Annotated in this window: 22 protein-coding genes; 11 read left to right on the top strand and 11 right to left on the bottom strand. The window is 65.8% G+C overall.

The genetic code is table 11. The features are described 5' to 3' along the window. Positions 1–21: 21 nt before the first annotated feature. Complete coding sequence (locus tag BLP88_RS16615) at positions 22–1,974, bottom strand: M13 family metallopeptidase (protein WP_074591039.1); 1,953 nt, start codon at positions 1,972–1,974, stop codon at positions 22–24. 249 nt (positions 1,975–2,223) lie between these two features. Between BLP88_RS16615 and leuA the strand changes: the two genes are divergently transcribed. From leuA to BLP88_RS16600, 3 genes are all read left to right on the top strand, one after another. Next, positions 2,224–3,963: a 2-isopropylmalate synthase gene (gene leuA / locus BLP88_RS16610; RefSeq protein ID WP_074591037.1), complete on the top strand. Its 1,740-nt coding sequence runs from the start codon at positions 2,224–2,226 to the stop codon at positions 3,961–3,963. Positions 3,964–4,062: 99 nt separating this feature from the next. Continuing rightward, positions 4,063–4,815, top strand: coding sequence for a DNA repair protein RecO (gene recO, locus BLP88_RS16605; protein WP_074591035.1), 753 nt, complete (start codon positions 4,063–4,065; stop codon positions 4,813–4,815). Between the two features lie 2 nt (positions 4,816–4,817). After that, entirely contained in the window at positions 4,818–5,636 is an 819-nt protein-coding gene (locus BLP88_RS16600) for an isoprenyl transferase (protein WP_074591034.1), read from the top strand. Between the two features lie 30 nt (positions 5,637–5,666). Here the strand turns inward: BLP88_RS16600 and BLP88_RS16595 are convergent, their stop codons facing one another. Genes BLP88_RS16595 through BLP88_RS16585 form a run of 3 tightly spaced genes read right to left on the bottom strand, consistent with a single transcriptional unit; the run spans position 5,667 to position 9,490 of the window. Then, positions 5,667–6,740 carry an alpha/beta hydrolase gene (locus BLP88_RS16595; RefSeq protein WP_074591032.1) on the bottom strand — a complete coding sequence of 358 codons (1,074 nt, stop codon included), beginning with the start codon at positions 6,738–6,740 and terminating at the stop codon, positions 5,667–5,669. Continuing rightward, complete coding sequence (locus BLP88_RS16590; RefSeq protein ID WP_074591030.1) at positions 6,737–7,798, bottom strand: alpha/beta hydrolase; 1,062 nt, start codon at positions 7,796–7,798, stop codon at positions 6,737–6,739. Before BLP88_RS16590 ends, BLP88_RS16595 begins: the two co-directional genes overlap by 4 nt. Before the next feature lie 9 nt (positions 7,799–7,807). After that, the gene (locus BLP88_RS16585; RefSeq protein ID WP_074591028.1) at positions 7,808–9,490 is read right to left on the bottom strand and encodes an FAD-binding dehydrogenase; all 1,683 of its coding nucleotides are present in this window, start codon (positions 9,488–9,490) and stop codon (positions 7,808–7,810) included. A 68-nt stretch (positions 9,491–9,558) separates the two neighbouring features. Between BLP88_RS16585 and BLP88_RS16580 the strand changes: the two genes are divergently transcribed. Continuing rightward, on the top strand, positions 9,559–10,629 hold the full coding sequence (locus BLP88_RS16580) for a quinone-dependent dihydroorotate dehydrogenase (RefSeq protein ID WP_074591026.1): 1,071 nt from the start codon (positions 9,559–9,561) through the stop codon (positions 10,627–10,629). 96 nt (positions 10,630–10,725) lie between these two features. Here BLP88_RS16580 and BLP88_RS16575 read toward each other — a convergent pair whose 3' ends face one another. Beyond that, positions 10,726–11,316 carry a DUF3043 domain-containing protein gene (locus BLP88_RS16575; RefSeq protein ID WP_074591073.1) on the bottom strand — a complete coding sequence of 197 codons (591 nt, stop codon included), beginning with the start codon at positions 11,314–11,316 and terminating at the stop codon, positions 10,726–10,728. 106 nt (positions 11,317–11,422) lie between these two features. On the opposite strand from BLP88_RS16575, the gene BLP88_RS16570 reads away from it, so the two are divergent. The 5 genes from BLP88_RS16570 (at position 11,423) to BLP88_RS16550 (ending at position 16,572) form a co-directional block, all read left to right on the top strand. After that, positions 11,423–12,853, top strand: coding sequence for a dipeptidase (locus tag BLP88_RS16570; protein ID WP_074591024.1), 1,431 nt, complete (start codon positions 11,423–11,425; stop codon positions 12,851–12,853). A gap of 155 nt (positions 12,854–13,008) precedes the next feature. Next, entirely contained in the window at positions 13,009–13,386 is a 378-nt protein-coding gene (locus BLP88_RS16565; RefSeq protein WP_074591022.1) for a HesB/IscA family protein, read from the top strand. A gap of 183 nt (positions 13,387–13,569) precedes the next feature. Next, positions 13,570–14,442, top strand: a complete 873-nt coding sequence (ctaC, locus tag BLP88_RS16560) for an aa3-type cytochrome oxidase subunit II (protein ID WP_074591021.1) — start codon at positions 13,570–13,572, stop codon at positions 14,440–14,442. 10 nt (positions 14,443–14,452) lie between these two features. After that, positions 14,453–16,174 (top strand): aa3-type cytochrome oxidase subunit I, encoded by a 1,722-nt coding sequence (gene ctaD, locus BLP88_RS16555; RefSeq protein ID WP_074591019.1) that lies wholly within the window; start codon positions 14,453–14,455, stop codon positions 16,172–16,174. Then, positions 16,171–16,572, top strand: a complete 402-nt coding sequence (locus BLP88_RS16550; protein WP_074591018.1) for a cytochrome c oxidase subunit 4 — start codon at positions 16,171–16,173, stop codon at positions 16,570–16,572. Before ctaD ends, BLP88_RS16550 begins: the two co-directional genes overlap by 4 nt. 122 nt (positions 16,573–16,694) lie before the next feature. On the opposite strand, the gene BLP88_RS18830 is transcribed toward BLP88_RS16550, so the two are convergent. Next, entirely contained in the window at positions 16,695–16,988 is a 294-nt protein-coding gene (locus tag BLP88_RS18830; RefSeq protein WP_074591016.1) for an HPr family phosphocarrier protein, read from the bottom strand. A gap of 160 nt (positions 16,989–17,148) precedes the next feature. Here BLP88_RS18830 and BLP88_RS16540 point away from each other — a divergent pair, with 160 nt between their 5' ends. After that, positions 17,149–17,931, top strand: a complete 783-nt coding sequence (locus BLP88_RS16540) for a GntR family transcriptional regulator (RefSeq protein WP_074591014.1) — start codon at positions 17,149–17,151, stop codon at positions 17,929–17,931. A 100-nt stretch (positions 17,932–18,031) separates the two neighbouring features. Here BLP88_RS16540 and qcrB read toward each other — a convergent pair whose 3' ends face one another. From qcrB to ctaE, 4 genes are all read right to left on the bottom strand, one after another. Continuing rightward, complete coding sequence (gene qcrB / locus BLP88_RS16535; protein ID WP_074591013.1) at positions 18,032–19,696, bottom strand: cytochrome bc1 complex cytochrome b subunit; 1,665 nt, start codon at positions 19,694–19,696, stop codon at positions 18,032–18,034. Continuing rightward, complete coding sequence (gene qcrA, locus BLP88_RS16530; protein ID WP_074591011.1) at positions 19,674–20,744, bottom strand: cytochrome bc1 complex Rieske iron-sulfur subunit; 1,071 nt, start codon at positions 20,742–20,744, stop codon at positions 19,674–19,676. Before qcrA ends, qcrB begins: the two co-directional genes overlap by 23 nt. A 100-nt stretch (positions 20,745–20,844) precedes the next feature. Beyond that, complete coding sequence (gene qcrC / locus BLP88_RS16525) at positions 20,845–21,633, bottom strand: cytochrome bc1 complex diheme cytochrome c subunit (RefSeq protein WP_074591009.1); 789 nt, start codon at positions 21,631–21,633, stop codon at positions 20,845–20,847. Between the two features lie 87 nt (positions 21,634–21,720). Beyond that, complete coding sequence (gene ctaE, locus BLP88_RS16520; RefSeq protein ID WP_074591007.1) at positions 21,721–22,395, bottom strand: aa3-type cytochrome oxidase subunit III; 675 nt, start codon at positions 22,393–22,395, stop codon at positions 21,721–21,723. 112 nt (positions 22,396–22,507) lie between these two features. Between ctaE and trpD the strand changes: the two genes are divergently transcribed. Then, positions 22,508–23,566, top strand: coding sequence for an anthranilate phosphoribosyltransferase (gene trpD / locus BLP88_RS16515; RefSeq protein ID WP_074591072.1), 1,059 nt, complete (start codon positions 22,508–22,510; stop codon positions 23,564–23,566). A gap of 16 nt (positions 23,567–23,582) precedes the next feature. On the opposite strand, the gene BLP88_RS16510 is transcribed toward trpD, so the two are convergent. Further along, on the bottom strand, positions 23,583–23,864 hold the full coding sequence (locus BLP88_RS16510; RefSeq protein WP_074591005.1) for an Lrp/AsnC family transcriptional regulator: 282 nt from the start codon (positions 23,862–23,864) through the stop codon (positions 23,583–23,585). Positions 23,865–24,063 lie beyond the last annotated feature (199 nt).

The following is a 24,063-nucleotide window of genomic DNA, read 5'->3' as shown; positions in this document are numbered from 1 at the left end:
GGCCCTTCGACGTTGCGTCGGCTACCAGATGCTAACCCGCTCCTCCGGGTCCAGCCACATCCCGTCGCCTTCCTCCAGTCCGAAGGCCTCATGGAACTCCGTGAGGTTGCTGGCGATGGCGTTGGTGCGGAACTCATTGGGGGAGTGGGGGTCGGTGGCCACGCGGCGGATGGCCTCCTCCGGCCGGATCACCTGGCGCCAGCCGGCGGCCCAGGACATGAAGAAGCGCTGCCGTCCCGTGAGCCCGTCGAGCACAGGAGCTTCCGTTCCGTCCAGGCTGAGCAGATAGGCCTTGTACGCGATGCCCAGGCCGCCGAGGTCGCCGATGTTCTCGCCGAGCGTGAGCTTGCCGTTCACGTTGTGGCCGGGCGCCTCCTGCGGGGCGAGGGCGTCGAACTGTGCCACGAGCCTGGCGGTCAGTTTCTCGAAGGCTTCGCGGTCTTCGCCGGTCCACCAGTTCCGCAGGGCCCCGCTGCCGTCGAACTGCGAGCCCTGGTCATCGAAGCCGTGGCCGATTTCGTGGCCGATGACGGCGCCGATCCCGCCGTAGTTCACCGCGTCGTCGGCCTCGGCCGTGAAGAAGGGCGGCTGCAGGATCGCGGCCGGGAACACGATCTCATTGAGGAGCGGGTGGTAGTAGGCGTTCACGGTCTGGGGTGTCATGAGCCACTTGTCCAGGTCCACTGGCTTGCCCACCTCGTCAAGGTGGCGGTCGACGTCGGCGTTGTGGGCCCGCTCGACGTTCCCCAGCAGATCCCCGGGGTCGACCTCGACGGCGGAGTAGTCGATCCACTTGTCGGGGAATCCGATCTTCGGTCGGAACGCGTCCAGCTTCTTCAGGGCCTCGGCCTTGGTTTCCTCACCCATCCAGGCCAGGCCGGTGATGCTCTGCCGGTAGGCCTCGGTGAGGCGGGCCACCAGCGTCTGCATCCGTGCCTTGTGTTCCTCCGGGAAGTGCCGCTCCACGTAGATCTGTCCCACGGCCTCGCCCAAGGCGGCCTCGACGACGGCGACGCCGCGCTTCCAGCGTTCCTTGTTCTGCGGGGTGCCACTCAAGGTGGTGCCGTAGAAGGCGAAGTTGGCGTCCACGAACGCCGGCGAGAGGTAGGGGGCCGCGGCGTTGATGACGCGCAGGGCCAGCCACTCCCGCCACACGTCGAGCGGCTCGGAGCCCAGCAGCCCGGCGGCGCCTTCGAAGAAATCCGGGGTGCTCAGGACCAGTTCGGCATACTTGCTGCCTTCGATGGCTGCGGCGTCGAACCAGGAAGCGAACAACGGGAAGAGCCCGGCGGCCTCGTCGATCGTTTTCAGGTTGTAGGTCTTCTGGGGGTCACGCAGGGTCACCTTGTCCCAGTGATGCGAGGCGAGCGCCTTCTCCAGTGCCACGACGCGCCCGGCCGCTCCGCCGGCGTCGGGAATCCCGGCCAGCCCGAACACCGTGGCGACATACCCGGTGTAGGCCTCCACGATCGGTTCGAACTTTTCCTCGCGGTAGTAGGACTCGTCCGGCAGTCCGAGCCCGCCCTGCCCCACGTAGAGGAGCACACGGTCCGGGTTGCCGGCGTCCGGGGCCGGGTAGATGGAGAACAGGCCGGAGACGTCCGCACGGAAAAGCCTGCCGGCAAGTTCCACCAGGGAGGCGGCGTCGGGGACGGCGAAGACCTCCGCCAGTCGGTCACGGATCGGCTCAAAACCTTTGGCTTCCGCGGCGGCCTCATCCATGAAGCTGGTGTAGAGGTCACCGATCTTGCGCTCGATGCCCGTGGCATCGCTGCCCTTGGCCGCCGCCTCCTCGATGATCGCCCGGACGGCCAGTTCCGCGTTGTCCCGCAGGGACGTGAAGGTTCCCTCCAGCGGTCTGTCATCCGGAATGGTCGTTGAGTTCAGCCAGGCCCCGTTGACGTGCCGGTAGAGGTCGTCCTGCGGGCGCACGCTTTGGTCGATGTTGGACAGGGTGATCCCGGACTGTGGCACGAAAGCTCCTTCGATGACGCGCCGCCGGCAGGACACCGTCGCCGCGTCTGCATAGTGGACGTTGCTTCAGGTATTGCACTGTCATCATACGCACCGTGCTACTGTGAAATGGTGCGTGCAGGAATGCTTCTCCTTAGCTGCCGCGGCGGGGCCTCAAAAGCGAACAATCGCTAAGGCCAATCCTCGCTGCGGAGTTTGCTATGCCCGGCCAATCTTTCCATCTAGATCAAAAAGAAAAGGCCCCAAGTCATGCGCAACGCACAAAAGCCCTCCGGTATGCCTATCCACCGCTACCTGCCCTTCCAGGACCAGATCTCGGTTGAATTGCCGGACCGCACCTGGCCGGACAAAGTCATCACCAAGGCGCCCCGTTGGTGCGCGGTGGACCTGCGCGACGGCAACCAGGCGCTGATCGACCCCATGAGCCCGGCCCGCAAGCTGAAGATGTTCCAGCTGTTGGTGAAGATGGGCTACAAGGAAATCGAGGTCGGCTTCCCCTCGGCATCCCAGACCGACTTCGACTTCGTCCGCCAGTTGATCGAAGGCGGCCACATCCCGGACGACGTCACCATCCAGGTGCTGACCCAGGCCCGTGAACACCTGATCGAACGGACCTACGAATCCCTGGTCGGCGCCAAGCAGGCCATCGTCCACCTGTACAACTCCACCTCCGTGCTGCAGCGCCGGGTGGTCTTCAACCAGGACGAGGACGGCATCCTGGACATCGCCCTGCAGGGTGCGCGCCTGTGCAAGAAATATGAGGAAACCCTCACCGACACCCACATCACCTACGAGTACTCACCGGAGTCCTTCACGGGCACCGAACTCGAATACGCGGCCCGGGTCTGCAACGCCATCGCCGACATCTTCGAAGCGTCCGCCGACAAGCAGGTCATCATCAACCTCCCCGCCACCGTGGAAATGGCCACCCCCAATGTTTACGCCGACTCCATCGAGTGGATGAGCCGCAACCTGCACCCGCGCGAGGGCATCATCATCTCGCTGCACCCGCACAACGACCGCGGTACCGGCGTTGCCGCAGCCGAGCTGGGATACCTGGCCGGCGCCGACCGCATCGAAGGCTGCCTCTTCGGCAACGGCGAACGCACCGGCAACGTGGACCTGGTCACCCTGGGCCTGAACATGTTCGTCCAGGGCATCGACCCGATGATCGACTTCTCGGACATCGACGAAATCCGCCGCACCGTGGAGTACTGCAACCAACTGCCCGTCCCCGAGCGCGCACCCTACGGCGGCGACCTGGTCTTCACCGCGTTCTCCGGCTCCCACCAGGACGCCATCAAGAAGGGCTTCGAAGCGCTGGAGAAGGACGCCGCTGCCGCCGGCAAGGCCGTGGACGACTTCACCTGGCAGGTCCCGTACCTGCCGATCGACCCCAAGGACCTGGGCCGCAGCTACGAAGCCGTGATCCGCGTGAACTCGCAGTCCGGCAAGGGCGGCGTGGCATACCTGCTCAAGAGCGAACACAGCCTGGACCTGCCGCGCCGCGCGCAGATCGAATTCTCCGGGGTCATCCAGCACCGCACGGACACCATGGGCGGCGAAGTCAGCGGCGCCCAGCTGTGGGCCATGTTCCAGGACGAGTACCTGCCCTCCAGCGTCGAAGAGGGGCAGTGGGGCCGCTACTCGCTCGGTGCCGGCCGCACGGAAACGGATGAGTCCGGTGAACTGACCCTGCACGCCGCACTCCGGATCGACGGCAAGCAGGTCGAGCGCACCGGCACCGGCAACGGCCCCATCGCCGCACTGCTGAGCATCCTGCGCGAAGACGGCGTCGACGTCCGCGTGCTCGACTACAGCGAGCACGCCCTGTCCGAAGGCGGCAGCGCCAGCGCCGCGGCCTACGTCGAATGCGCCGTCGGCGAGCGCGTCCTGTGGGGCGTGGGCATTGACCCGAACACCAGCACGGCCGCCCTCAAAGCCGTCATCTCCGCCGTCAACCGGGCCATCCGTTCGGTCCGCGCCTAGCAGCGGCCTGCACATGGCAAACAGCCGTGCGGCGGAACAACCTTCCGCCGCACGGCTGCGCCGGACGCCATTGCATCCGGCCTGGTGCGAAGATTAACTGTGGCCAACCCATCCTTTGCAGCCCGTTCCTACCGGGACGATGCCGTGGTGCTGCGCACCCACAAGCTGGGCGAAGCCGACCGCATCATCATTCTCCTGACCAAACACCATGGCCAGGTCCGTGCCGTGGCCAAAGGCGTGCGCCGTACGAGCAGCCGCTTCGGGGCCAGGCTTGAGCCCTTCATGGTCGCGGACCTGCAGCTCGTCTCCGGGCGCACTCTCGACGTCGTCACCCAGGCCGTGGCCAAGGGCGCCTACGGCACGGCCATCGCCTCCGACTACACGTGCTACACGGCGGCGGCGGCCATGGTGGAAACGGCCGAGAAACTCAGCGACGCGGACGCCGATTCCGGCACCGCCCAGTACAACCTCCTCGTGGGTGCCCTGGCGTCGCTGAGCCGTTCGGCCCACCCGCCGGAGCTGATCCTGGATTCCTACCTCCTGCGGGCCCTCGCCACAGGCGGCTGGGCGCCGAGCTTCACCGACTGTGCCCGGTGCGGGACCCCGGGACCGCACAATGCATTCTCCGCGCCCTTGGGCGGCATGGTCTGCAGCGACTGCCGGCCGCCCGGGTCGCCGGCTCCGGCCCCGGAGACGGTAGGGCTACTGGGAGCACTGCTGACCGGCGACTGGACGACGGCCGACGCCTCCGACGGCGTGCACCGGCGCGAGGCGGCGGGCCTGGTGGCCAGTTACCTGCAATGGCATCTTGAACGGTCCTTGAAATCCCTCAAACACGTGGAGCGCAGCTGACAGTGGCATTGGCAAAGAAGAATTCACCCGCCCGCCGGAGCACGCCGGTGACGGCGCCGTACCCGCACCCGTCCGGCGCGGTTCCTCCCGCTATTCCCTCCGCGCTTGTGCCGCAGCACGTGGCCATCGTGATGGACGGCAACGGCCGCTGGGCCAACCAGCGCGGGCTGCCCCGGATCGAAGGCCACAAGGCCGGTGAACCCGCCCTGCTCGACGTCATGGCCGGGGCGATCGAATTGGGGATCAAGTACGTCAGCGTTTATGCCTTTTCCACCGAGAACTGGCGCCGGTCCCCGGAGGAAGTCCGCTTCCTCATGGGATTTAACAAGGATGTGCTGCGGCGCCAGCGCAACCAGCTGGACGACTGGGGGGTGCGGATCCGCTGGGCTGGCCGCCGGCCCCGCCTCTGGGGCTCGGTCATCAAGGAACTCGAAGAAGCCGAGGAATACACCCGGAACAACGACACCTGCACCCTAACCATGTGTGTTAATTACGGCGGCCGTGCCGAAATCGCCGACGCCGTCGCGGCCATCGCCCGGGACGTGGCGGACGGTAGGCTGAAGGCTTCCTCCGTGTCAGAAAAAACCATCCAGAAATACCTGGACGAGCCGGACCTGCCGGACGTGGACCTGTTCCTGCGCAGCTCCGGCGAGCAACGACTCTCCAACTTCCTGCTGTGGCAGTCCGCCTATGCCGAGTTCGTCTTCATGGACACCCTCTGGCCCGACGTCGACCGCCGCACCCTGTGGGACGCCGTCGAGATCTTCGCCAAGCGCGACCGCCGCTACGGCGGCGCCGTGGACGCCGCCGTGCAGGCCTGACGCTGTTTTTAACCCGGCCGTGCTGAAACGTTAGCCCGGGTACGACTCCAGCCAGATCGCGAGGTCCCGGTACGCCTGCTGCCGGACGATCCTGCGCGACAGGAACACGTCGTGCAGGGCTCCCGGGTACCGGAAGACCGCCGTGCGGCGGCCCAGGCCCAGGGCCCTGCGCGCAGTCTCCTCTACGTCGATCACGGCGTCCACCCGCATGAGTTCGGCGGTCCACTCACCCTGGATCCGGGTGCGGCCGGAAAGCATCACCAGCACCGGTGCGTCGATGTCGAGCTTGCGTCCAACGGCGGCATGCCCGGCCAGGACCGCCTTGCTCCACCCGGCACGGATCGGGAAAGACGCACGGGGACGCCACTGGGGATCGAGCGCCCACTCGCCGTGGGCCACGTCGCTGACGCTTTCCCAGTAGGCCGGCATCTCCGGCAGCCGGAAGGCCCGCTTCGGGTCGGTCCGGGCAAAGGGCTCCACCAGGTGCATCGCAATGCTGCGCGTGAGGCTGCTTCCCTGAAGCTCGAGCCAGGGAGAATTCAGGACAAGGGTGGCGAGCCGTCCGGGATGCCGGTCGGCCCATAGGGTGGCGATCAGCCCGCCCAGCGAGTGGGCGATCAGGTGCACGGTGGGCGGCCCTGCGGTGCCGGTGCGCCGGGCAACGTCGGCACCGATCGCCTCGAGCGCTGCTTCCAGGTCTTCGTCGTAGGCGGCGAGGTCCGTAATGTACCCGGGGGTCTGCCATCTGCGCAGGCTGCGCCCGAACTTCCGCAGGTCAATGGCGTAGAAATGGAAACCCGAACCGGCGAGGCTCTCGGCCAGTTCCTTCTGCAGGAAATAGTCCGCCCAGCCGTGCACGTAGAGCACAACGCGCGGCACCTTCTCTTGACGGGGTGTTTCCCGCCGGATCGCATGGCGGGTGAGTTCGGCAAAGGCGTCCCGGAGCCGGCGCGGGCGGGCGGTTTCCGGCGGGGGCACGGTATACCGCACCAGCGTGGCACAGACGGGGCCTTCCTCGTCGGGGGCGAGTTCCAGCTCCATGGCTTCGAAGTTCGCTCCGAGGAAGTCGTCCCGCCAGGCCTCCCTGGCCGTTCCGGCGCTCACGGGCGGCCGCCGTCGCCGTCGGCGCTGGAATCCCGGGTGGGCGGGGGCCCGCCGTCCACGATGAATCCGCGGATCCAGCGCGCCAGCCGCGCGTAGGCGTCATCACGCACCGGGGCGGCCGAGAGGAAGACATCGTGAAGGCCGCCGTCCACCCGTTCCAAGGTGACGCTCCGGCCCAGGGTCATGGCCCGCAATGCCATGAGGTTCACGTCGAGGACGGCGTCCGAATGCCGCATGGATTCCCTCCAGATCATTCCGTTGGCGCTGGCCCCCGAGAGCAGGACCAGGATGGGGACTTCGATGTCCAGGCCGCGGGCCACCCGGGTATGGCCGCCGAGCACGGCGCTCAACCAGCCCGCCCGCAGTGGAAACGCCAGCGGCGGCCGGTATTTTTCGTCCACCGTCCACTCTCCTTCGGCGTTGCTGCTGATGCTTCGGTAGTAGAAGCCGCGTTCAGGCAGCCGGAGCACGGTCAGGGGCCGGAGCCTGGCCATCGGGCTGACCACCACTTGGGCGGCCTTGCGGACCAGGGAGCTGCCGTGCATTTCCAGCCACGGGCTGTTCAGGACGAGGAACTGCACGCTTCCGGGGTTCCTGCTGACCCAGAGCGCCGCCACGAGCCCGCCGGTCGAATGGCCCATCAGGGTCAGCGGCACCGGGTGCCCGAGCCCGCCTTCACCGGAACCCGCTTCGCTGGGACCGCCCTCACCGGAACGGATCATGCCGATGGCGGCGCTGATCTCGGCGTCGTAGTCGTCAAGGTGTGCCACGTAGCCGCCTGTGCTGTCCTCGTGCAGGTTCCGGCCGTGGTTGTGCATGTCGAGGGCGTAGAAGCGGAAACCCTGCTGCGTCCAGAATTCGGCCAGGGCCGCGTTGAAGAAGTAGTCGCTCCACCCGTGCAGGAACAGCACCGCCCCGCGGGACGGCGCCCCAACCTGCCGTGCGGAGCCGGGCACGTGCCGCACCAGCGTCGCGCGCCGCGCCACGCCGTCCCGGCCGCGGGCCTCAAAGCCGCAGCTTTCGAAGTCGGTGCCAAGGATGTCGGTCTGCCACTCCACGGGACCAGCTTAGACAGAAGCAGCCGCTTCGAGGCCGGCAGCCCGCCCGGAAAACAGGCAGCCGCCAAGGAACGTCCCTTCCAGGGCCCGGTAGCCGTGGATGCCACCGCCCCCGAAACCGGCGGCTTCTCCGGCTGCGAAGAGCCCCGGAATCGGAACTCCTGCACCATCCAGCACCCGGGACTGCAGGTCGGTTTGCAGTCCGCCGAGGGTCTTGCGCGTCAGCACGGACAGGCGGACGGCCACCAGGGGGCCGTGCGCGGGGTCTTCGAAACGGTGCGGCGCGGCCACCCGCATCAGCCGGTCGCTGGCGAAGTGCCTGGCCGCCCGCACAGCAGCCAATTGCAGGTCCTTGCCCAGGCCCGTCTCCAGCTGCAGATCCCGCTGCCGGATCAGGGCTTCGAGGCCAGCAGGGTCGATCCGGGAATTCCCGGCGAGGCCATTCATCCGCGATGCGAGTTCCCGCGGCGTGGCCGCCTGCAGGAAGTCGATGCCGTGCTCCAGGAAGGCGCGCAACGGCGTCGGCGCGTTTTTCTGGAGCCTGGCGGCGAGCAGCCGCAGGTCCCGGTTGCTCAGGTCCGGGTTCTGTTCGGAGCCGGACAGTGCAAGCTCCTTCAACGCGACGGTCCTGCTGCAGACGAACCAGGAATAACCGTGCCCTGAGCCGACGATATGCCGGAGAGCGCCCTGCGAATCGAAGCCGGGGTAGAGCGGCGGCGGCAGTTGCGTACCGGTGGCGTCAAGCCATAGCGACGACGGCCCGGGAAGGATACGGATCCCGTGCAGCGGCCACACAGGGGAGTGGTTGTGGATGCCTTCCGGGTAGTGCCACATCCGGTCGCCGTTGATCAGGGCCGCGCCGGATTCCTGCGCCACGGCGAGGAATTCGCCGTCCACCGAGGCGGGGACGCCGCTGAGCAGTTGTTCGGGCGCCGTACCGTGCGGCCACAGCTTCCTGACCATAGGGTGGTTGGCGCCGATTCCGCCGCTAGCCACGATCACGGCACCGGCGGTGGCCTGGAAGTTCCCGACGACGGTCCGGGACGAGGCGGCGCCGCGTGCGGCGGCGGACTCCGCCAGGATCTCGCCGCCCACCCCGGTGACCCGGCCCGCCGCCGTCGTTAGCGTAGCGGCACGATGCCGGAAATGCAGGCGGATCCGACCCGTGGAGACCCCTTCGGCAACCTTGGCCAGGAAAGGTTCGAGCAGGCCCGGGCCCGTACCCCAGACAACATGGAAGCGGGGAACCGAGTTGCCATGGCCGGTGGGGCCGTATCCGCCCCGCTCCGCCCACTGCACCAGCGGGAAGAGTTTCACGCCCAGGGAGCGCAGCCACCGGCGCTTCTCCGCGGCAGCGAAATGGACGTAGGCCTCGGCCCAGCGGCGGGCCCAGGCGTCCTCGGGCCGGTCGAACGCCGCGGAGGAAAGCCAGTCGCCCAGGGCGAGCTCCTCGGAATCCCGCACCCCGAGGCGCCGCTGCTCGGGGCTGTCCACGAGGAACAGGCCGCCGAACGACCAGTGCGCCTGGCCGCCGAGGGACGCTTCGGGCTCCTGGTCGATGACAGCAACCCGCCGTCCGGCGGCGTACGCCACCGAGGCCGCAACCAGCCCTGAAAGTCCGGCGCCGATGACCAGCACATCGCTTTCGATCACGCCGTCGGTGGGGGAGCGCTTTCCGGTGGTCGCAGCCATGCCAACATGCTACTCCCGGGTAATGACACCGGTTTGGTGACCGGCACGGAAGACGGAAAACTAGGGGTATGCGTGTCTACCCCACATTCTTCAAGTTGGCCTTTTCCTGGATGGATGCCGAAAAGGCCCACAAAATCGGTTTCCGGGCCATCCGGCTCGCCCACTCCTGCGGGGCCGGGCGGGTGCTGGGAAAGCTGACCGCGCCGCATGCTTCGCTCCGGACCGAGGCCCTCGGCCTGAGCTTCCCGTCGCCGTTCGGGCTGGCGGCGGGCTTTGACAAGGAAGGCCACGGCATCGAGGCCCTGAGTGAACTCGGTTTCGGGCATGTTGAGGTCGGAACCATCACCGGCCAGGCCCAGCCGGGCAACGAAAAGCCCCGCCTGTTCCGCCTTGTCGAAGACCGTGCCGTCATCAACCGCATGGGATTCAACAACGACGGCGCCTCCGCCGTCGCGCCGCGCTTGAAGGCGGCCCGTGCCGCCCTGCGGAAGGCGCATGCCGGGGTCCGGCCCGTCATCGGCGTGAACATCGGCAAGACCAAGGTGGTGGAACTGGAAGACGCGGTCGAGGACTACCTGGTTAGCGCCCGGACCCTTGCCCCGGCGGCCGACTACCTTGTGGTGAACGTAAGTTCGCCCAACACACCGGGCCTGCGGCTGCTGCAGAACGTTGAGACGCTGCGCCCGCTGCTGAGCGCCGTCGGGGAAACCGCAGACCAGGCCGCCGGGCGGCACGTTCCGCTGCTGGTCAAGATCGCCCCGGACCTCAGCGATGACGACATCGACGACGTCGCCCGCCTGGCCCTCGACCTCGGGCTCGACGGCATCATCGCCACGAACACCACGATCGGCCGGGACGGCCTGGCATCGGACCCCGCGAAGGTGGAGGCGTGCGGCGCCGGCGGGCTCTCCGGGGCCCCGTTGAAGCAGCGCTCCCTGGGCGTGCTCAAGCGGCTGAAGTCCGCCGTCGGCGACCAACTGGTGCTCATCGCCGTGGGCGGGGTTGAAACGGCCGCGGATGTGCAGGAGCGGCTGGACGCGGGCGCCACGCTCGTTCAGGGCTACACCGCGTTCCTCTACGAAGGACCCTTCTGGGCTTCGAGGATCAACAAGGGCCTGGCCAGGAACCGCCGCTCCTAACAGGCCAGCCCTCAACCAGGGCCCGCACAGCAGAAGGACCCCGGAACGGAAGTTCCGGGGTCCTTCTGCTTCGGCTCTTTGGAGGCCTGTACGGGCCTATGAAGGGTATTCGCCGCGGTTCACCAGCGGCTTTGGCAGGCGCAGTTTGCGGAACTGGAGGGAGCGCATGCTTCCGTACCAGACGGTACCGCGCTCCACTTCGCCGAACTTTTGCGTCAACGCCTTGCGCAACTTGCGGGAAAGAATGAAGACGTCCACGAACACCGCGAGGAACATGACCCAGAAACCGATCAGGACATAGGTCAGGGCATCGCTGGACTGCGGGATCACGAAGGAAACCACCACGAACAAGAGGGCGCCGAACATCAGGTACTCGCCCAGGTTGAAGCGGGCGTCCACGAAGTCCCGGGCGAAGCGCTTCTGGGGGCCCTTGTCGCGCAGCGGCAGGTATTTCTCGTCGCCGGTGTCCAGGGCCTGGCGCATTTTTTGGCGCTGGTCCTGGATGGCAATCCGTTCGGCCTCCTTCGAGGCCTTCCGGTCGGTGGGAACCAGGGGCCGCTTGCGCGCCGCTTCCTGGTCCTTGCGCTTGGGTGTGGGCGCACCCTTGCCCGGGCCCTTCGCCGCGTCGGCGGCAAGCTGGTCTATTGAGTCCTGAGCGCTGGGCTCTTCCTTTTTACGTCCAAACACCAATACAGAATACCCGCCGCGGCGTGACCCGGGCGACACTGGGCCGGCACCGCCCGCGCGCAATGGCCGGTTCCGGCGGCCTGTACTCGGCGGTAGTGTTTTGGCCATGACTTCCACCCACGCGGAGACCCCGCAGAACCAGTCCGGGACCCCCGGCGCCGTTGACGCCGCCGCCCTGAAGGCCGCCGTCGATGCCTCCTTCGACGTGACCCTTGCGCGGCTTAAGGACCTTGTTGCCGTGCCCGGTATCGCCTGGAGCAGTTTCGACCCCGCAGAGCTCGACCGCAGCGCGGAAGCCGTCGCCGGGCTGGTCCGCGAATCGGGCTTCAGCGACGTGCAGATCCTGCGCTGCAACAAGGAGGACGGCAGCGCGGGCGGGCCCGCCGTCGTCGCCAGCCGTCCGGCGGCTCCCGGCAAGGCAACCATCCTGCTCTATGCGCACCATGACGTCCAGCCTCCGGGGGACCGCGCTCTGTGGGAGTCCGAACCGTTCGTTGCCGAGGAGCGCGACGGCCGTCTCTACGGCCGCGGTGCCGCGGACGACAAAGCAGGGATCATGGCCCACCTTGCGGCGTTCTCGGCTGTCAGTGAAGTGCTCGGTGACCGGTTCGGGCTGGGCGTCACGCTCTTTTTCGAAGGCGAAGAGGAGGCAGGCTCGCCGACGTTCCGCACTTTCCTGGAGACCCACCGGGAATTGCTGCGTGCCGACGTGATCGTGGTGGCCGATTCCAGCAACTGGAAGGTCGGCGTCCCCGCCTTGACCACCAGCCTGCGCGGCCTGGTCGACGGCACTTTCGAAGTCCGTGTCCTGGGGCACGCCGTGCACTCGGGGATGTTCGGCGGTGCCGTGCTGGACGCTCCCACTGTCCTGGCCCGGCTGATTGCCACCCTGCATGACGACGCCGGCAACGTGGCGGTCCCGGGGCTGCTCGCCAAGGACGAAGCGGCGGTGGATCTTGACGAGGCCCAGTTCCGTGCCGATGCCTCCGTGCTCGACGGCGTCCGCCTGGCGGGCACCGGAACCATCGCCTCCCGTCTCTGGACCAAACCGGCGCTCTCGATCATCGGTATCGACGCTCCCGCCGTCGACGTCGCGTCCAACACCCTGCTGCCTGCGGCGCGCGCGAAATTCAGCCTGCGCCTGGCCCCGGGCCAGGACCCCGATGCCGCCATGGCAGCGGTCGAAAAGCATCTCTCGGACAATGTTCCGTTCGGGGCCCGGCTGACCTTCACGCCGGGGGAGCGCGGCAACGCCTTCGCCACGGACACCGCCTCACCGGCCGCGCGGATTGCCCTGTGGGCGCTGGGGGAGGCCTGGGGCGTCCCTGCCGTGGAGATGGGGATCGGCGGTTCCATCCCTTTCATCGCCGATCTGACGGAGGCGTACCCCGAGGTGCAGATCCTGGTCACGGGCGTTGAAGATCCCGATTCCCGTGCCCACAGCGCCAACGAGTCGCTCCACATCGAGGATCTCCGGCGGGCCGTGCTGGCCGAAGCGCTCATGCTCGCGCAGCTGGATGCTTCGGGCTTGGCGTAGCGCCGGGAACAAGCGAAGCCGCCCGCTGGTTACGGTTGGAGTTATAGCTATGCGTCCGTGCGACGTAGCATTGAGCTGTAACCCGAAAGCAAGTGGGTAAGGGCATTGCGGCGCGAGAACGCCGCATGCCGCGAGCGTCATAGTTAGGTAGGCCAATGAGCACCGCAACAAACGAAAACACCACCGCCACCAGCGGGGAACTTCCTGTGCACGGCGTGAATCTCACCGATGTCGCTGCCGGCAAGGTCCGGAGCCTCCTCGAGCAGGAGGGCCGCACCGACCTGCGCCTGCGCGTCGCCGTGCAGCCCGGCGGCTGCTCCGGCCTGATCTACCAGCTCTACTTCGACGAGCGCCTGCTCGACGGCGATGCCGTCCGCGACTACGACGGCGTTGAAGTCGTCGTGGACAAGATGAGCGTGCCGTACCTGGATGGCGCCAGCATTGACTTCGAAGACACCATTTCGAAGCAGGGGTTCACGATCGACAACCCGAACGCGGGCGGCTCCTGCGCCTGCGGCGACTCGTTCCACTAAGCGGGACACCTGGCACGCCGCGGCCAGTGCGGCGGACAGCTTCGCTGCTGTTCCGACGCACTGCCGCGGCGTGTCAGCGAAAACCCCTGCATAGCGGTAAGCTCTACATCGGGTAGTAAAACTTTAGTGTGCCCGGCGCGCCTTTGGCCTGCCGGGCTGCAGCAACAAGAGGAAGGGCCGTCTGTGAGTTCGCAGAACCGAACCGGCAGCCGACGCGCAAAGATCACTACGATCACTGGCTTGGCACTAGCCGGCGCGTTGGTTTTGACCGGATGTTCGTCAGAGGTTGAGAAGGGTTGGCTCCCCACTGAACGGGGCACCACCAACCACACCGACCGCATCATGGACCTCTGGGTCAACTCATGGATCGCGGCCCTCGCGGTCGGCATCATCACCTGGGGCCTTCTGGTCTGGTGCATCATTGCCTACCGCCGCCGCAAGGGCACCGTCGGGTTCCCGCGTCAGCTCAGCTACAACCTCCCGCTGGAGGTCTTCTACCTGACGATCCCGCTGTTCATGGTGCTGGTGTTCTTCTACTTCACCGACCGCGACCAGCAGGCCATCGATGACCGCTCCAAGCCGGCAGACGTCGTCGTCGACGTCCGCGGCAAGCAGTGGGCCTGGGACTTCAACTACAAGAAGGGCTCCGTGGTCAGTGAAGACCTGCACGAAGCCGGCGTCCAGGCACACCTGACGGGCAACACCATCGACAAGGACAAGCTGCCTACCCTGTACCTGCCGGTGGGCAAGTCCGTCGATCTGGAACTGAACTCCCGCGACGTCATCCACTCCTTCTGGGTTCCCGCCTTCCTGCAGAAGCGCGACATGATCCCGGGCAAGACCAACTACATCAGGCTGACCCCCACCAAGGAGGGCACCTACGACGGCAAGTGCGCCGAACTCTGCGGTGAATACCACTCCGAGATGCTTTTCCGCGTCAAGGTTGTCTCCGAGGCCGAATTCCAGGCCCACATGGAGGAACTGCGCCAGGCGGGCAACACGGGCCTTCTCGACGAGAAGTACGACCGCAACCCGAGCCTGAACGAAATTAAGTAAGGGAAGCGACGTGTCTACTTACACCCAACCCGCCGGAGTCCTCGAGTCTCCCGTCGTTCCGAAATCCAAGGGACGCATCGTCGTCAACTGGATCACCTCCACGGACCACAAGACCATCGGGTACATGTACCTGATCGCCTCCTTCGTGTTCTTCTGCCTCGGCGGCGTCATGGCGCTGCTCATCCGCGCTGAGCTTTTCGAACCGGGCATGCAGATCCTGCAGACCAAGGAGCAGTACAACCAGCTCTTCACCATGCACGGCACGGTGATGCTCCTGATGTTCGCCACGCCGCTTTTCGCCGGCTTCGCGAACGTCATCATGCCGCTCCAGATCGGTGCGCCCGACGTCGCCTTCCCGCGACTGAACGCCCTGGCCTTCTGGTTCTTCCTGTTCGGCTCCACCATCGCCGTGTCCGGTTTCATCACCCCGCAGGGCGCCGCGTCGTTCGGTTGGTTCGCGTACGCGCCGCTGTCGAACACGACGTTCAGCCCCGGCGTCGGCGGTGACCTCTGGGTCTTCGGCCTGGCCCTGTCCGGTTTCGGCACCATCCTCGGTGCGGTCAACTTCATCACCACGATCATCTGCATGCGTGCCCCGGGCATGACCATGTGGCGCATGCCGATCTTCACCTGGAACACCCTCGTCACGGCCATCCTGGTCCTGATGGCGTTCCCGCCGCTGGCAGCAGCCCTGTTCGCCCTTGGTGCCGACCGCCGGTTCGGCGCACACATCTTTGATCCCGAAAACGGCGGTGCCGTCCTCTGGCAGCACCTGTTCTGGTTCTTCGGCCACCCCGAGGTGTACATCATCGCCCTGCCGTTCTTCGGCATCGTCTCCGAGATCTTCCCGGTCTTCAGCCGCAAGCCGATCTTCGGCTACAAGGGCCTGGTCTACGCGACCATCGCCATTGCCGCCCTGTCCGTGACCGTGTGGGCACACCACATGTACGTCACCGGCTCGGTCCTGCTGCCGTTCTTCGCCTTCATGACCATGCTGATCGCGGTTCCCACCGGCGTGAAGTTCTTCAACTGGATCGGTACCCTCTGGCAGGGTTCCATCACCTTTGAAACCCCCATGCTCTGGAGCATCGGCTTCCTGGTGACCTTCCTCTTCGGCGGCCTGACCGGCATCATCCTGTCCTCCCCGCCGCTGGACTTCCACGTCTCGGACTCCTACTTCGTGGTGGCGCACTTCCACTACGTGGTGTTCGGCACCGTGGTGTTCGCGATGTTCGCAGGCTTCTACTTCTGGTGGCCCAAGTGGACCGGCAAGATGCTCAACGAGCGCCTCGGCAAGATCCACTTCTGGCTCCTGTTCCTCGGCTTCCACGGCACCTTCCTGATCCAGCACTGGCTCGGCGTCGAGGGCATGCCCCGCCGTTACGCCGACTACCTGGTGGAAGACAACTTCACCTGGATGAACCAGTTCTCCACGATCTCCTCGTTCGTCCTGGGTGCCTCCCTGCTGCCGTTCTTCTGGAACGTGTACATCACCTGGCGCAGCAACAAGAAGGTTGAAGTGGACGACCCGTGGGGCTTCGGTGCCTCGCTCGAGTGGGCGACTTCCTGCCCGCCGCCGCGCCACAACTTCACTTCGCTCCCGCGCATCCGCTCGGAGCGGCCGGCACTCGACCTGCACCACCCCGAGCTGTCCCAGGCCCACACCGTCCAGTCCCCGGAGCCCGCTGCAGACCTGCTGGGCAACGCTGATCAGAAGGACATCCGCAAGTGAAAATCGAATCGTGGCTCTTCGGAGCCGGAGTCTTCTTCTTCGTCCCGGTCTCGCTTGCCTACGGCTTCCTGACCCACTGGTCCGAATGGGTCGGCATCCTGGGCATCCTCCTGGTCGGTGGCCTTGCCGGCATGATCGGCGCGTACCTTGGCTTCACCGGTAAGCGCGTCGGCCTGCGTCCTGAGGACCGTCCCGATGCCGAGATCCACGAGGGTGCCGGCGAGCAGGGCCACTTCAGCCCGTGGAGCTGGTGGCCGCTGGTCCTCGGCCTCGCCTGCGCCGGTGGTTTCCTCGGCCTCGCGGTCGGTTTCTGGATCGTGTTCGTAGCCGCTGGCCTGGCTCTCGTGGCCCTGGTCGGCTGGGTCTTCGAATACAGCCGCGGCGACCACGCCCACTAGCAGCACACATACGACGGCGGGCCCCACCTTGATGGTGGGGCCCGCCGTCGTTGTTTAACCAGTTTGCAGTTCTTCGAGCCGTGGCCGCCGGACCGGAGCCGGGGTGGAAGGGAAGTGCCCGCTCAGCGGGCTTCAGGAGCCTCCAGGAGCGCCGCAAGCCCGGCCAAGGCCTCATCCACCTCGGCGGGCGACTTCCCGGCCGGCAGGGCGTCCGCAGTGACGTTGAGGACCACTTCGCAGCCGTGTGCGAAATCCTCCGTCATGACCTCCAGGAGCGAGCGGGCGTCGACGGCGGAATGTCCCGGCTTGCGGATCGTCACCGGGAGTCCGGTGGCCGTGACAGCCCTGACAAATACGGCCGCTGCGCGTGCGTGAAGGCCGATCTCCGCGGCGACAGTGGCTTTGTGCTCCGGCAAACCGGCTCCTTTGCTCTGGCGGAACAGGACCGCCCGGTGAAAATGATCCTTAAAAGCCTAACGCAGCGGCGTCTGTTCCACGTCCGTGCGGAGCGCAGCCAAGCGGGATTCGCCTACGCTTGTCCTATGGAATTGCCCGCCTTTGGACCCGTGGTCTGCCGTGTCCGTTGACGCTTCAAAAATCATTGGGGAAATCGACCGCACCAGCGGCGTGCCGATCTATGTCCAGTTGCGCGAAATCCTGCGCACCTTCATCACGGACTCGTGCCGTCCCGGTGCGGCCCTGCCCTCGGAACGGGACCTTTCGGAACGCTTCGGGCTGGCACGCATGACGGTGCGCCAGGCGATCGACGCCCTGGTGGGCGAGGAGATCATCGAGAGGGTCGTCGGCCTGGGAACCTTCGTGCGGAAGCCCAAGCTGGACCTTCAGGTGAAGCTGACGTCCTACAGTGAGGAAATGCAGCGCCGCGGCATGGTTCCGGCGGCGAAGGTCCTGAGCTTCGAGCAGATCGCAGCCAGCGCCTTCCTTGCCCGGGAACTCCAGCTTGATGAGGGGACCCCGGTGGTGCGCTTCAGGCGTCTCCTGCTCGCGGACAACGAACCCATGAGCGTTGACGAGAACTTCATCCCGGCGCACCGGGTCCCTGGCTTCCTCGACGAAGCACCCCCCACCTCGCTCTACAACGTGCTCAGCGAGCGGTACGGACTGGTGATGGAGTGGGGCGAAGACATGATCGAGGCCACGGCCGCCTCGCCCTCGACCGCACGCCTGCTCAACGTCGACGTCGGATCACCCCTGCTCAAGATCCAGCGCCACGCCTTCGTGGCCAGGGCCATGGTCGACTATTCGGTGTCCTACTACCGCGCCGACAGGTACAAGCTGTGGGTGCCCCTGCAGCGTCCGGGCGTGCGGCCCACCAGGGGACAGCGCACGGGCTACTGACGAGGCGGCCGGCCCGCCCGCCCTGGCGCCGGATACGAAGAAGGCCCCGTCCTGTCTGCAATGCAGATCGGGCGGGGCCTTCTTCTTTAGCCTGCCGGGATTAGTGGCTCAGGCTCTTTTGCTCGCTGCCTTCGATGGCTTCGTGGTGGCCGTGGGCGGCTTCCACTTCAGCCGGCGTTGCCGGGGCGACGCGGTCTTCGAAGAACCACTTGGAGAGTGCCGCACGGCGCTTCTCCTTGCGGGTCACCACACCGTGCTCGTTCGGCTGCGCCGGAAGCGGGGCCGGGGACTCGAAGCCGACCAGCTTGTACTGCTTGTAGTCGTCAAGCGGAGCATGGACCTCGATGAACTCACCGTGCGGCAGACGGACGATGCGTCCGGTCTCGCGGCCGTGCAGAGCGATCTCGCGGTCCTTGCGCTGCAGGGCGAGAGCCACGCGCTTGGTCACGATGAAGGCGATGATCGGGCCGACAAAGAACAGTGCGCGGAGCCAGTAGGTCACATCGTTCAGCGACACGTGGAAGTGAGTGGCGATGAGGTCGGAGCCTGCGGCTGCCCACATGACGCAGTACCAGGTGAAGCCGGCGACGCCGATTGCCGTGCGGGTCGGAGCGTTGCGCGGACGGTCCAGGACGTGGTGTTCGCGGTTGTCCTTGGTGATCCAGCGTTCGATCCACGGGTAGGTGAACAGAACGGTGAAGATGATGCCTGCCGGCACGAGGGCCGGGAGCAGCACGTTCAGGGTCAGTGTCTGTCCGAAGATCACGTACTCGAAGTGGAAGTCGTTCACCACGCCGGGCATCAGTCGGAGAGCGCCGTCGACGAAACCGATGTACCAGTCAGGCTGCGTACCGGCCGACACCGGGGAGGGATCGTACGGTCCGTAGTTCCAGATCGGGTTGATGGTGAATGCTGCAGCCATCAGGGCGATCACGCCGAAGACGATGAAGAAGAAGCCGCCGGCCTTGGCCGCGTAAACCGGGCCGAGGGGGTAGCCGACCACGTTGCCGTCGTTGCGGCCCGGGCCCGGGTACTGGGTGTGCTTGTGGACCACAACCATGAACAGGTGGATCACGATCATCAGGAGAATGAGCGCAGGAACCAGCAGGATGTGCAGCACGTAAAGGCGGCCAATGATGGCCGTGCCCGGGAATTCGCCGCCGAACAGGAAGAACGAGATGTACGTCCCGATGACCGGGATGGACTTGATGACGCCGTCGATGATGCGCAGGCCGTTGCCGGAGAGCAGGTCGTCGGGGAGCGAGTAGCCGGTGAAGCCGGCAGCCATGGCCAGGATCAGGAGCACGCCGCCGACAACCCAGTTCATTTCACGGGGCTTGCGGAAGGCGCCGGTGAAGAACACACGCAGCATGTGCACGCCGAGCGAGGCCACGAAGAGCAGAGCGGCCCAGTGGTGCACCTGACGCATGAACAGGCCGCCCCGGACATCGAAGGAGATGTTCAGCGAGGAGCTGTAGGCCACGGACATCTCGACGTTGTACAGCGGAGTGTACGAGCCGTCGTAGTGCGTTTCCGCCATGGACGGGTCGAAGAAGAACGTCAGGAAGGTGCCCGACATCAGAAGGATGACGAAGGAGTACAGTGCCACTTCGCCGAACATGAACGACCAGTGGTCGGGGAAGACCTTCCGGCCGAATTCGCGGAGGATTCCGGATCCGCCGACGCGTTCGTCAACGAAGTCCGTGAAGCGGCCGACCTTGGTCTTGGCTTCGAAGGGGACGTCAGCTGTTGATGAGGCGCTCATGCTCGTCACGCTCCCAGTAACTCGGTCCTACAGGTTCTTTGAAGTCGCTCGTGGCGACAAGGTAGCCCTCAGCGTCAACTGCGATGGGCAGTTGGGGGAGCGGGCGGCTGGCCGGACCGAAGATGACCTTGCATTCCTGGGTCAGGTCGAAGGTCGACTGGTGGCAGGGGCACAGCAGGTGGTGCGTCTGCTGCTCGTAGAGAGCAACAGGGCAACCGACGTGGGTGCAGATCTTGGAGTAGGCAACGATGCCGTTGTAGCTCCAGTCTTCGCGGCCGGGGGAGATCTTCAGCGAGTCCGGGTTGAGGCGCATGAGCAGGACGACGGCCTTGGCCTTCTCGTTCAGCTTGCCTTCGTGGAGTTCGTTGAGCCCTTCGGGGATCACGTGGAACGCCGAGCCGATGGTCACATCCGATGCCTTGATCGGGGTGCCGTCGGGGTCGCGGGTGAGGCGCTTGAGCTTGCCGTCCTGCGGGGCCCACATCGTGTGTGCGAGCTTGTCGTCGGGGCGGGGACCAAGGTCGCCGAACACGGCGATCGCCGGCAGGGGAGCCAGTGCAACCGCGCCCAGAAGGGTGTTGCGGATCAGCGGGCGGCGCTTGATGCCGGTCTCTTCGACGATGTCGTCCACGATGCGCACGGCAGCCTGGCGGTCTTCCTCGGTGCGGATCCCGTGGCGCTCTTCGGAGACCTCGTGGTCCGGCATGAGGGCCTTGGCCCAGTGCACGATACCGGTGCCGATGCCGAGCATCGCAAAGGCAGTGCCCAGGCCCAGCAGCAGGTTCTGGTTGCGGATCGTGGCAATCGTCGAGTCGTCGCCGAGATCAATGGCGAAGTACGCGCCAAGGAAGATCAAGGTACCGACAATGGAGACGCCAAACAGAATGGCTACCTGACGCTCGGCTCGCTTCGCGGCCTTCGGGTCCGTGTCAGCCAGGCGCAAACGATGCGGAGGAAGTCCAGGATCCTGGAACTTCTCCACCTCATTCTGACCAGCCGTAGCTACGGTGCCCGAGTGTTTCGGACTGCCGTCACTATGGTTGCCCATAATTCGCCTCATCCTTCTCTCGTTGTCCCGGCAGATGCCGGGGGGATTTTCAATTCAAAGCTGCCGCGCGGACACGGCAGAAGGTTCGTTGGCGCGCCGCTTAGGACGTGCGGGACGTCAGCCAGATGGTGAACGCGATGATCACGCCGAGGCCGGCGACCCAGACAAACAGGCCTTCGGCCACCGGGCCGAGCGATCCAAGATCGGCACCACCGGGGGAGCCGTTGGCTTCGATCTTCTTCAGGAAGGTGACGATGTCGCGCTTGCCCTCGGGGGAGATGTTCGCGTCGTTGAAGACCGGCATGTTCTGCGGGCCGGTGGCCATGGCTTCGTAGATGTGCTTGCCGCTGACGTCGGCCAGTGCCGGGGCGAACTTGCCGCGGGTCAGGGCACCGCCAGCTGCAGCAGCGTTGTGGCACATGGCGCAGTTGACCCGGAACAGCTCGCCACCTTCGGCGGCGTTGCCCTTTTCGTCGAGCAGGTGTTCTTCGGGAATGGCCGGTCCGGCGCCAAGGGAGGCGACATAGGCCGAAAGCTGGTGCGTCTGGTCTTCGTTGAACTGCAGCGGCTTCTTCTGGGCCTGGGGGCCGTTCATCTGCATGGGCATGCGGCCGGTGCCAACCTGGAAGTCAACCGCAGCTGCACCAACACCGACCAGCGAAGGGCCGTCCTTGGTTCCGCTGGCGCCCATGCCGTGGCAGGTGGCGCAGTTGGCCTCGAACAGCTTCTTACCCTCTTCAGTGTCGCTTGCACTGAAGGTAGTGGTTTCTGCCTTGGCCTGGTTGACCGTCGTGGCGACGGCGTACAGCCCACCAGTGAGGAGGAGTCCCATCAGCAGCAGCGCAATGGCTGCTAGTGGGTGACGTCGCTTCTGCGAGAGTGCCTTCACGTGGTGGTTCCTTAATTCGATCCTGCGTCGGCTCGGGGAGCCGCTTCTTTGTTGTTCAGGCCCTTGCACGGCAAGAGCCAAGCCGTGCTACTTGAGGACGTAGATGACCAGGAAGAGGCCGATCCACACAACGTCCACGAAGTGCCAGTAGTAAGAGGTGACAATTGCCGACGTGGCTTCGAAGTGCCCGAACTTCTTGGCGGCGTATGCGCGGCCGATGATGAAGAGGAACGCAATAAGGCCGCCGATGACGTGGAGGCCGTGGAAGCCGGTGGTGATGTAGAAGGCGGAGCCGTAAGCGTTGGAAGACAGCGAGACGTGCTCGGAAACGAGCATCGCGTATTCCGTGGTCTGGCCGGCGACGAAGAAACCACCCATGAGGAACGTGAGGATGAACCACTCGTTCATGCCCCAGCGGGTGAGCTGGAATACACCGCCCCGGCGACGCGGCTCAAGGCGTTCAGCGGCGAAAACGCCCATCTGGCAGGTGAAGGAGCTTGCTACCAGGACGATGGTGTTAACGAGCGCAAACGGGAAGTTGAGCTTGGCGGTCTCTTCAGCCCACATCTCTCCGGAAGTGGAGCGCAGGGTGAAGTACATGGCAAAGAGGCCGGCGAAGAACATCAACTCACTGGACAGCCAAACAACGGTTCCAACAGAAACCAGATTGGGGCGGTTCAGCGTCGGGTGCGCCGGGGTACTGGGGGCATGGGTCGCAGATGTCACAAGGACATTATGTCTGTAAAAGTCCTGAGTTCCCAACGCGAACCGCCTTTTGGGAGGACTTTTTCTACAAAGACGCGAAATCGCGCGGAAAAGTTCCCGTCGTCTTTCACATTGGTCATGGGCCCGGCTCGCTCGCTAGCATCGAGTGGTGACTTCACCGGCATCCGAGCAGCAGGCAAGCAACACCTGGCCAGGCCTTATCGCCGCCTTGATCAGGAAACAGGATCTCTCCCTTGAGAACACGGCGTGGGCCATGAACACGATCATGTCCGGGGAGGCAACCCCTGCCCAGATCGCGGGGTTCCTGGTCGCACTCCGTTCCAAGGGCGAAACGGTGGAGGAAGTCACAGGCCTTGTGGAGGCAATGCTCGCCAACGCCAACCCGGTGTCCATCCCTGGCGAAAAGCTCGACATCGTCGGCACTGGTGGTGACCAACTCAACACCGTCAACATCTCCACCATGGCCGCCCTGGTGGCGGCCGGTGCCGGGGCGAGAGTGGTCAAGCACGGCAACCGCGCGGCGTCGTCCTCGTCGGGTTCGGCCGATGTGCTGGAGGCGCTGGGCGTCCGGCTCGACCTCCCGATCGACCGCGTTGCCCGGAACGCCGAGGAAGCCGGCATCACGTTCTGTTTCGCGCAGGTGTTCCATCCCTCGTTCCGGCACACTGCCGTGCCGCGCAAGGAACTCGGAATTCCCACTGCGTTCAATTTCCTCGGTCCCATGACCAACCCGGCCCATGTGCAGGCGTCCGCCGTCGGCGTCGCGAACGCTGCCATGGCGCCCCTGGTGGCCGGGGTGCTCGCCCGGCGGGGGAGCAGGGGACTGGTTTTCCGCGGCGAAGACGGCCTCGACGAACTGACGACAACCGGCCCGTCCACCGTCTGGGAAATCCGTGACGGTGAGGTCCGGGAACAGCGTTTCTCACCGCTTGAGTTGGGAATCGCTGCCTCAACGATCGACGAACTGAAGGGCGGGGACGCGAAGGCGAATGCCGCCGTCGTGCGCAGCGTCCTGGACGGAACCCCCGGTGCGGTGCGCGACGCCGTGCTCCTGAACGCGGCGGCAGGCCTGGTGGCCTTTGCCGAGTCCGCCGACGGAAGCCTGCTGGAACGGATGGATGCAGCCTACAAGCGGGCCACCGAGTCGATCGACACCGGAGCCGCAGCGAAGGTCCTGGAGACCTGGATCGGGCTCAGCCGGGGCTGAGCCCGTCCTGGGGCGCCTATTGTTCGAAGCCGAGCGAGAACGCGGCGTCGAGGTCGTGCTGTGAGTAGGCGCGGAAGGCTATGTGGGTGGTGGTGTGCACCACTGCGGGAACCTTGGACAGCCGGTCGGCGATGACGTCGGCCAGTTCTTCATGCTTCGTCACCCGGGCCACCGCGATCAGGTCCCACTCCCCGGTGACCGAGTAGACCTCGCTGATGCCCTGGATCGCGGAAATCTCCTCGGCCGTTTCCGGGATTCTGGAAGCGTCGGTCTTGATCAGGACAAAAGCAGTGATCACTGTGGGGCCTTTCCTATGCAGCAGCGACTGGGTGTCGGTGGACGAATGCAAGCCTAGTCCCCGCCGGCTCCCAAGTCTCGCTCCGCTCGCCCCGGGACCCTCGCCGACGTGGGCCCACCGCCGGCTCCCAAGTCTCGCTCCGCTCGCCCCGGGACCCTCGCCGACGTGGGCCCACCGCCGGCTCCCAAGTCTCGCTCCG

The organism is Arthrobacter cupressi (assembly GCF_900099975.1).
In the GTDB taxonomy this organism is placed as follows: Bacteria; Actinomycetota; Actinomycetes; order Actinomycetales; family Micrococcaceae; genus Arthrobacter; species Arthrobacter cupressi.
Note: the sequence above shows the minus strand (reverse complement) of the source record. Positions and strands in the feature narration are given on the sequence as shown.

Excerpts from the sequence above, each read along its gene's own strand:
- leuA (WP_074591037.1), top strand. The coding sequence starts at position 2,224 with ATGCGCAACGCACAAAAGCCCTCCGGTATGCCTATCCACCGCTACCTG.
- BLP88_RS16585 (WP_074591028.1), bottom strand. The coding sequence starts at position 9,490 with ATGGCTGCGACCACCGGAAAGCGCTCCCCCACCGACGGCGTGATCGAA.
- BLP88_RS16580 (WP_074591026.1), top strand. The coding sequence starts at position 9,559 with ATGCGTGTCTACCCCACATTCTTCAAGTTGGCCTTTTCCTGGATGGAT.
- BLP88_RS16570 (WP_074591024.1), top strand. The coding sequence starts at position 11,423 with ATGACTTCCACCCACGCGGAGACCCCGCAGAACCAGTCCGGGACCCCC.
- BLP88_RS16565 (WP_074591022.1), top strand. The coding sequence starts at position 13,009 with ATGAGCACCGCAACAAACGAAAACACCACCGCCACCAGCGGGGAACTT.
- qcrB (WP_074591013.1), bottom strand. The coding sequence starts at position 19,696 with ATGAGCGCCTCATCAACAGCTGACGTCCCCTTCGAAGCCAAGACCAAG.
- qcrA (WP_074591011.1), bottom strand. The coding sequence starts at position 20,744 with ATGGGCAACCATAGTGACGGCAGTCCGAAACACTCGGGCACCGTAGCT.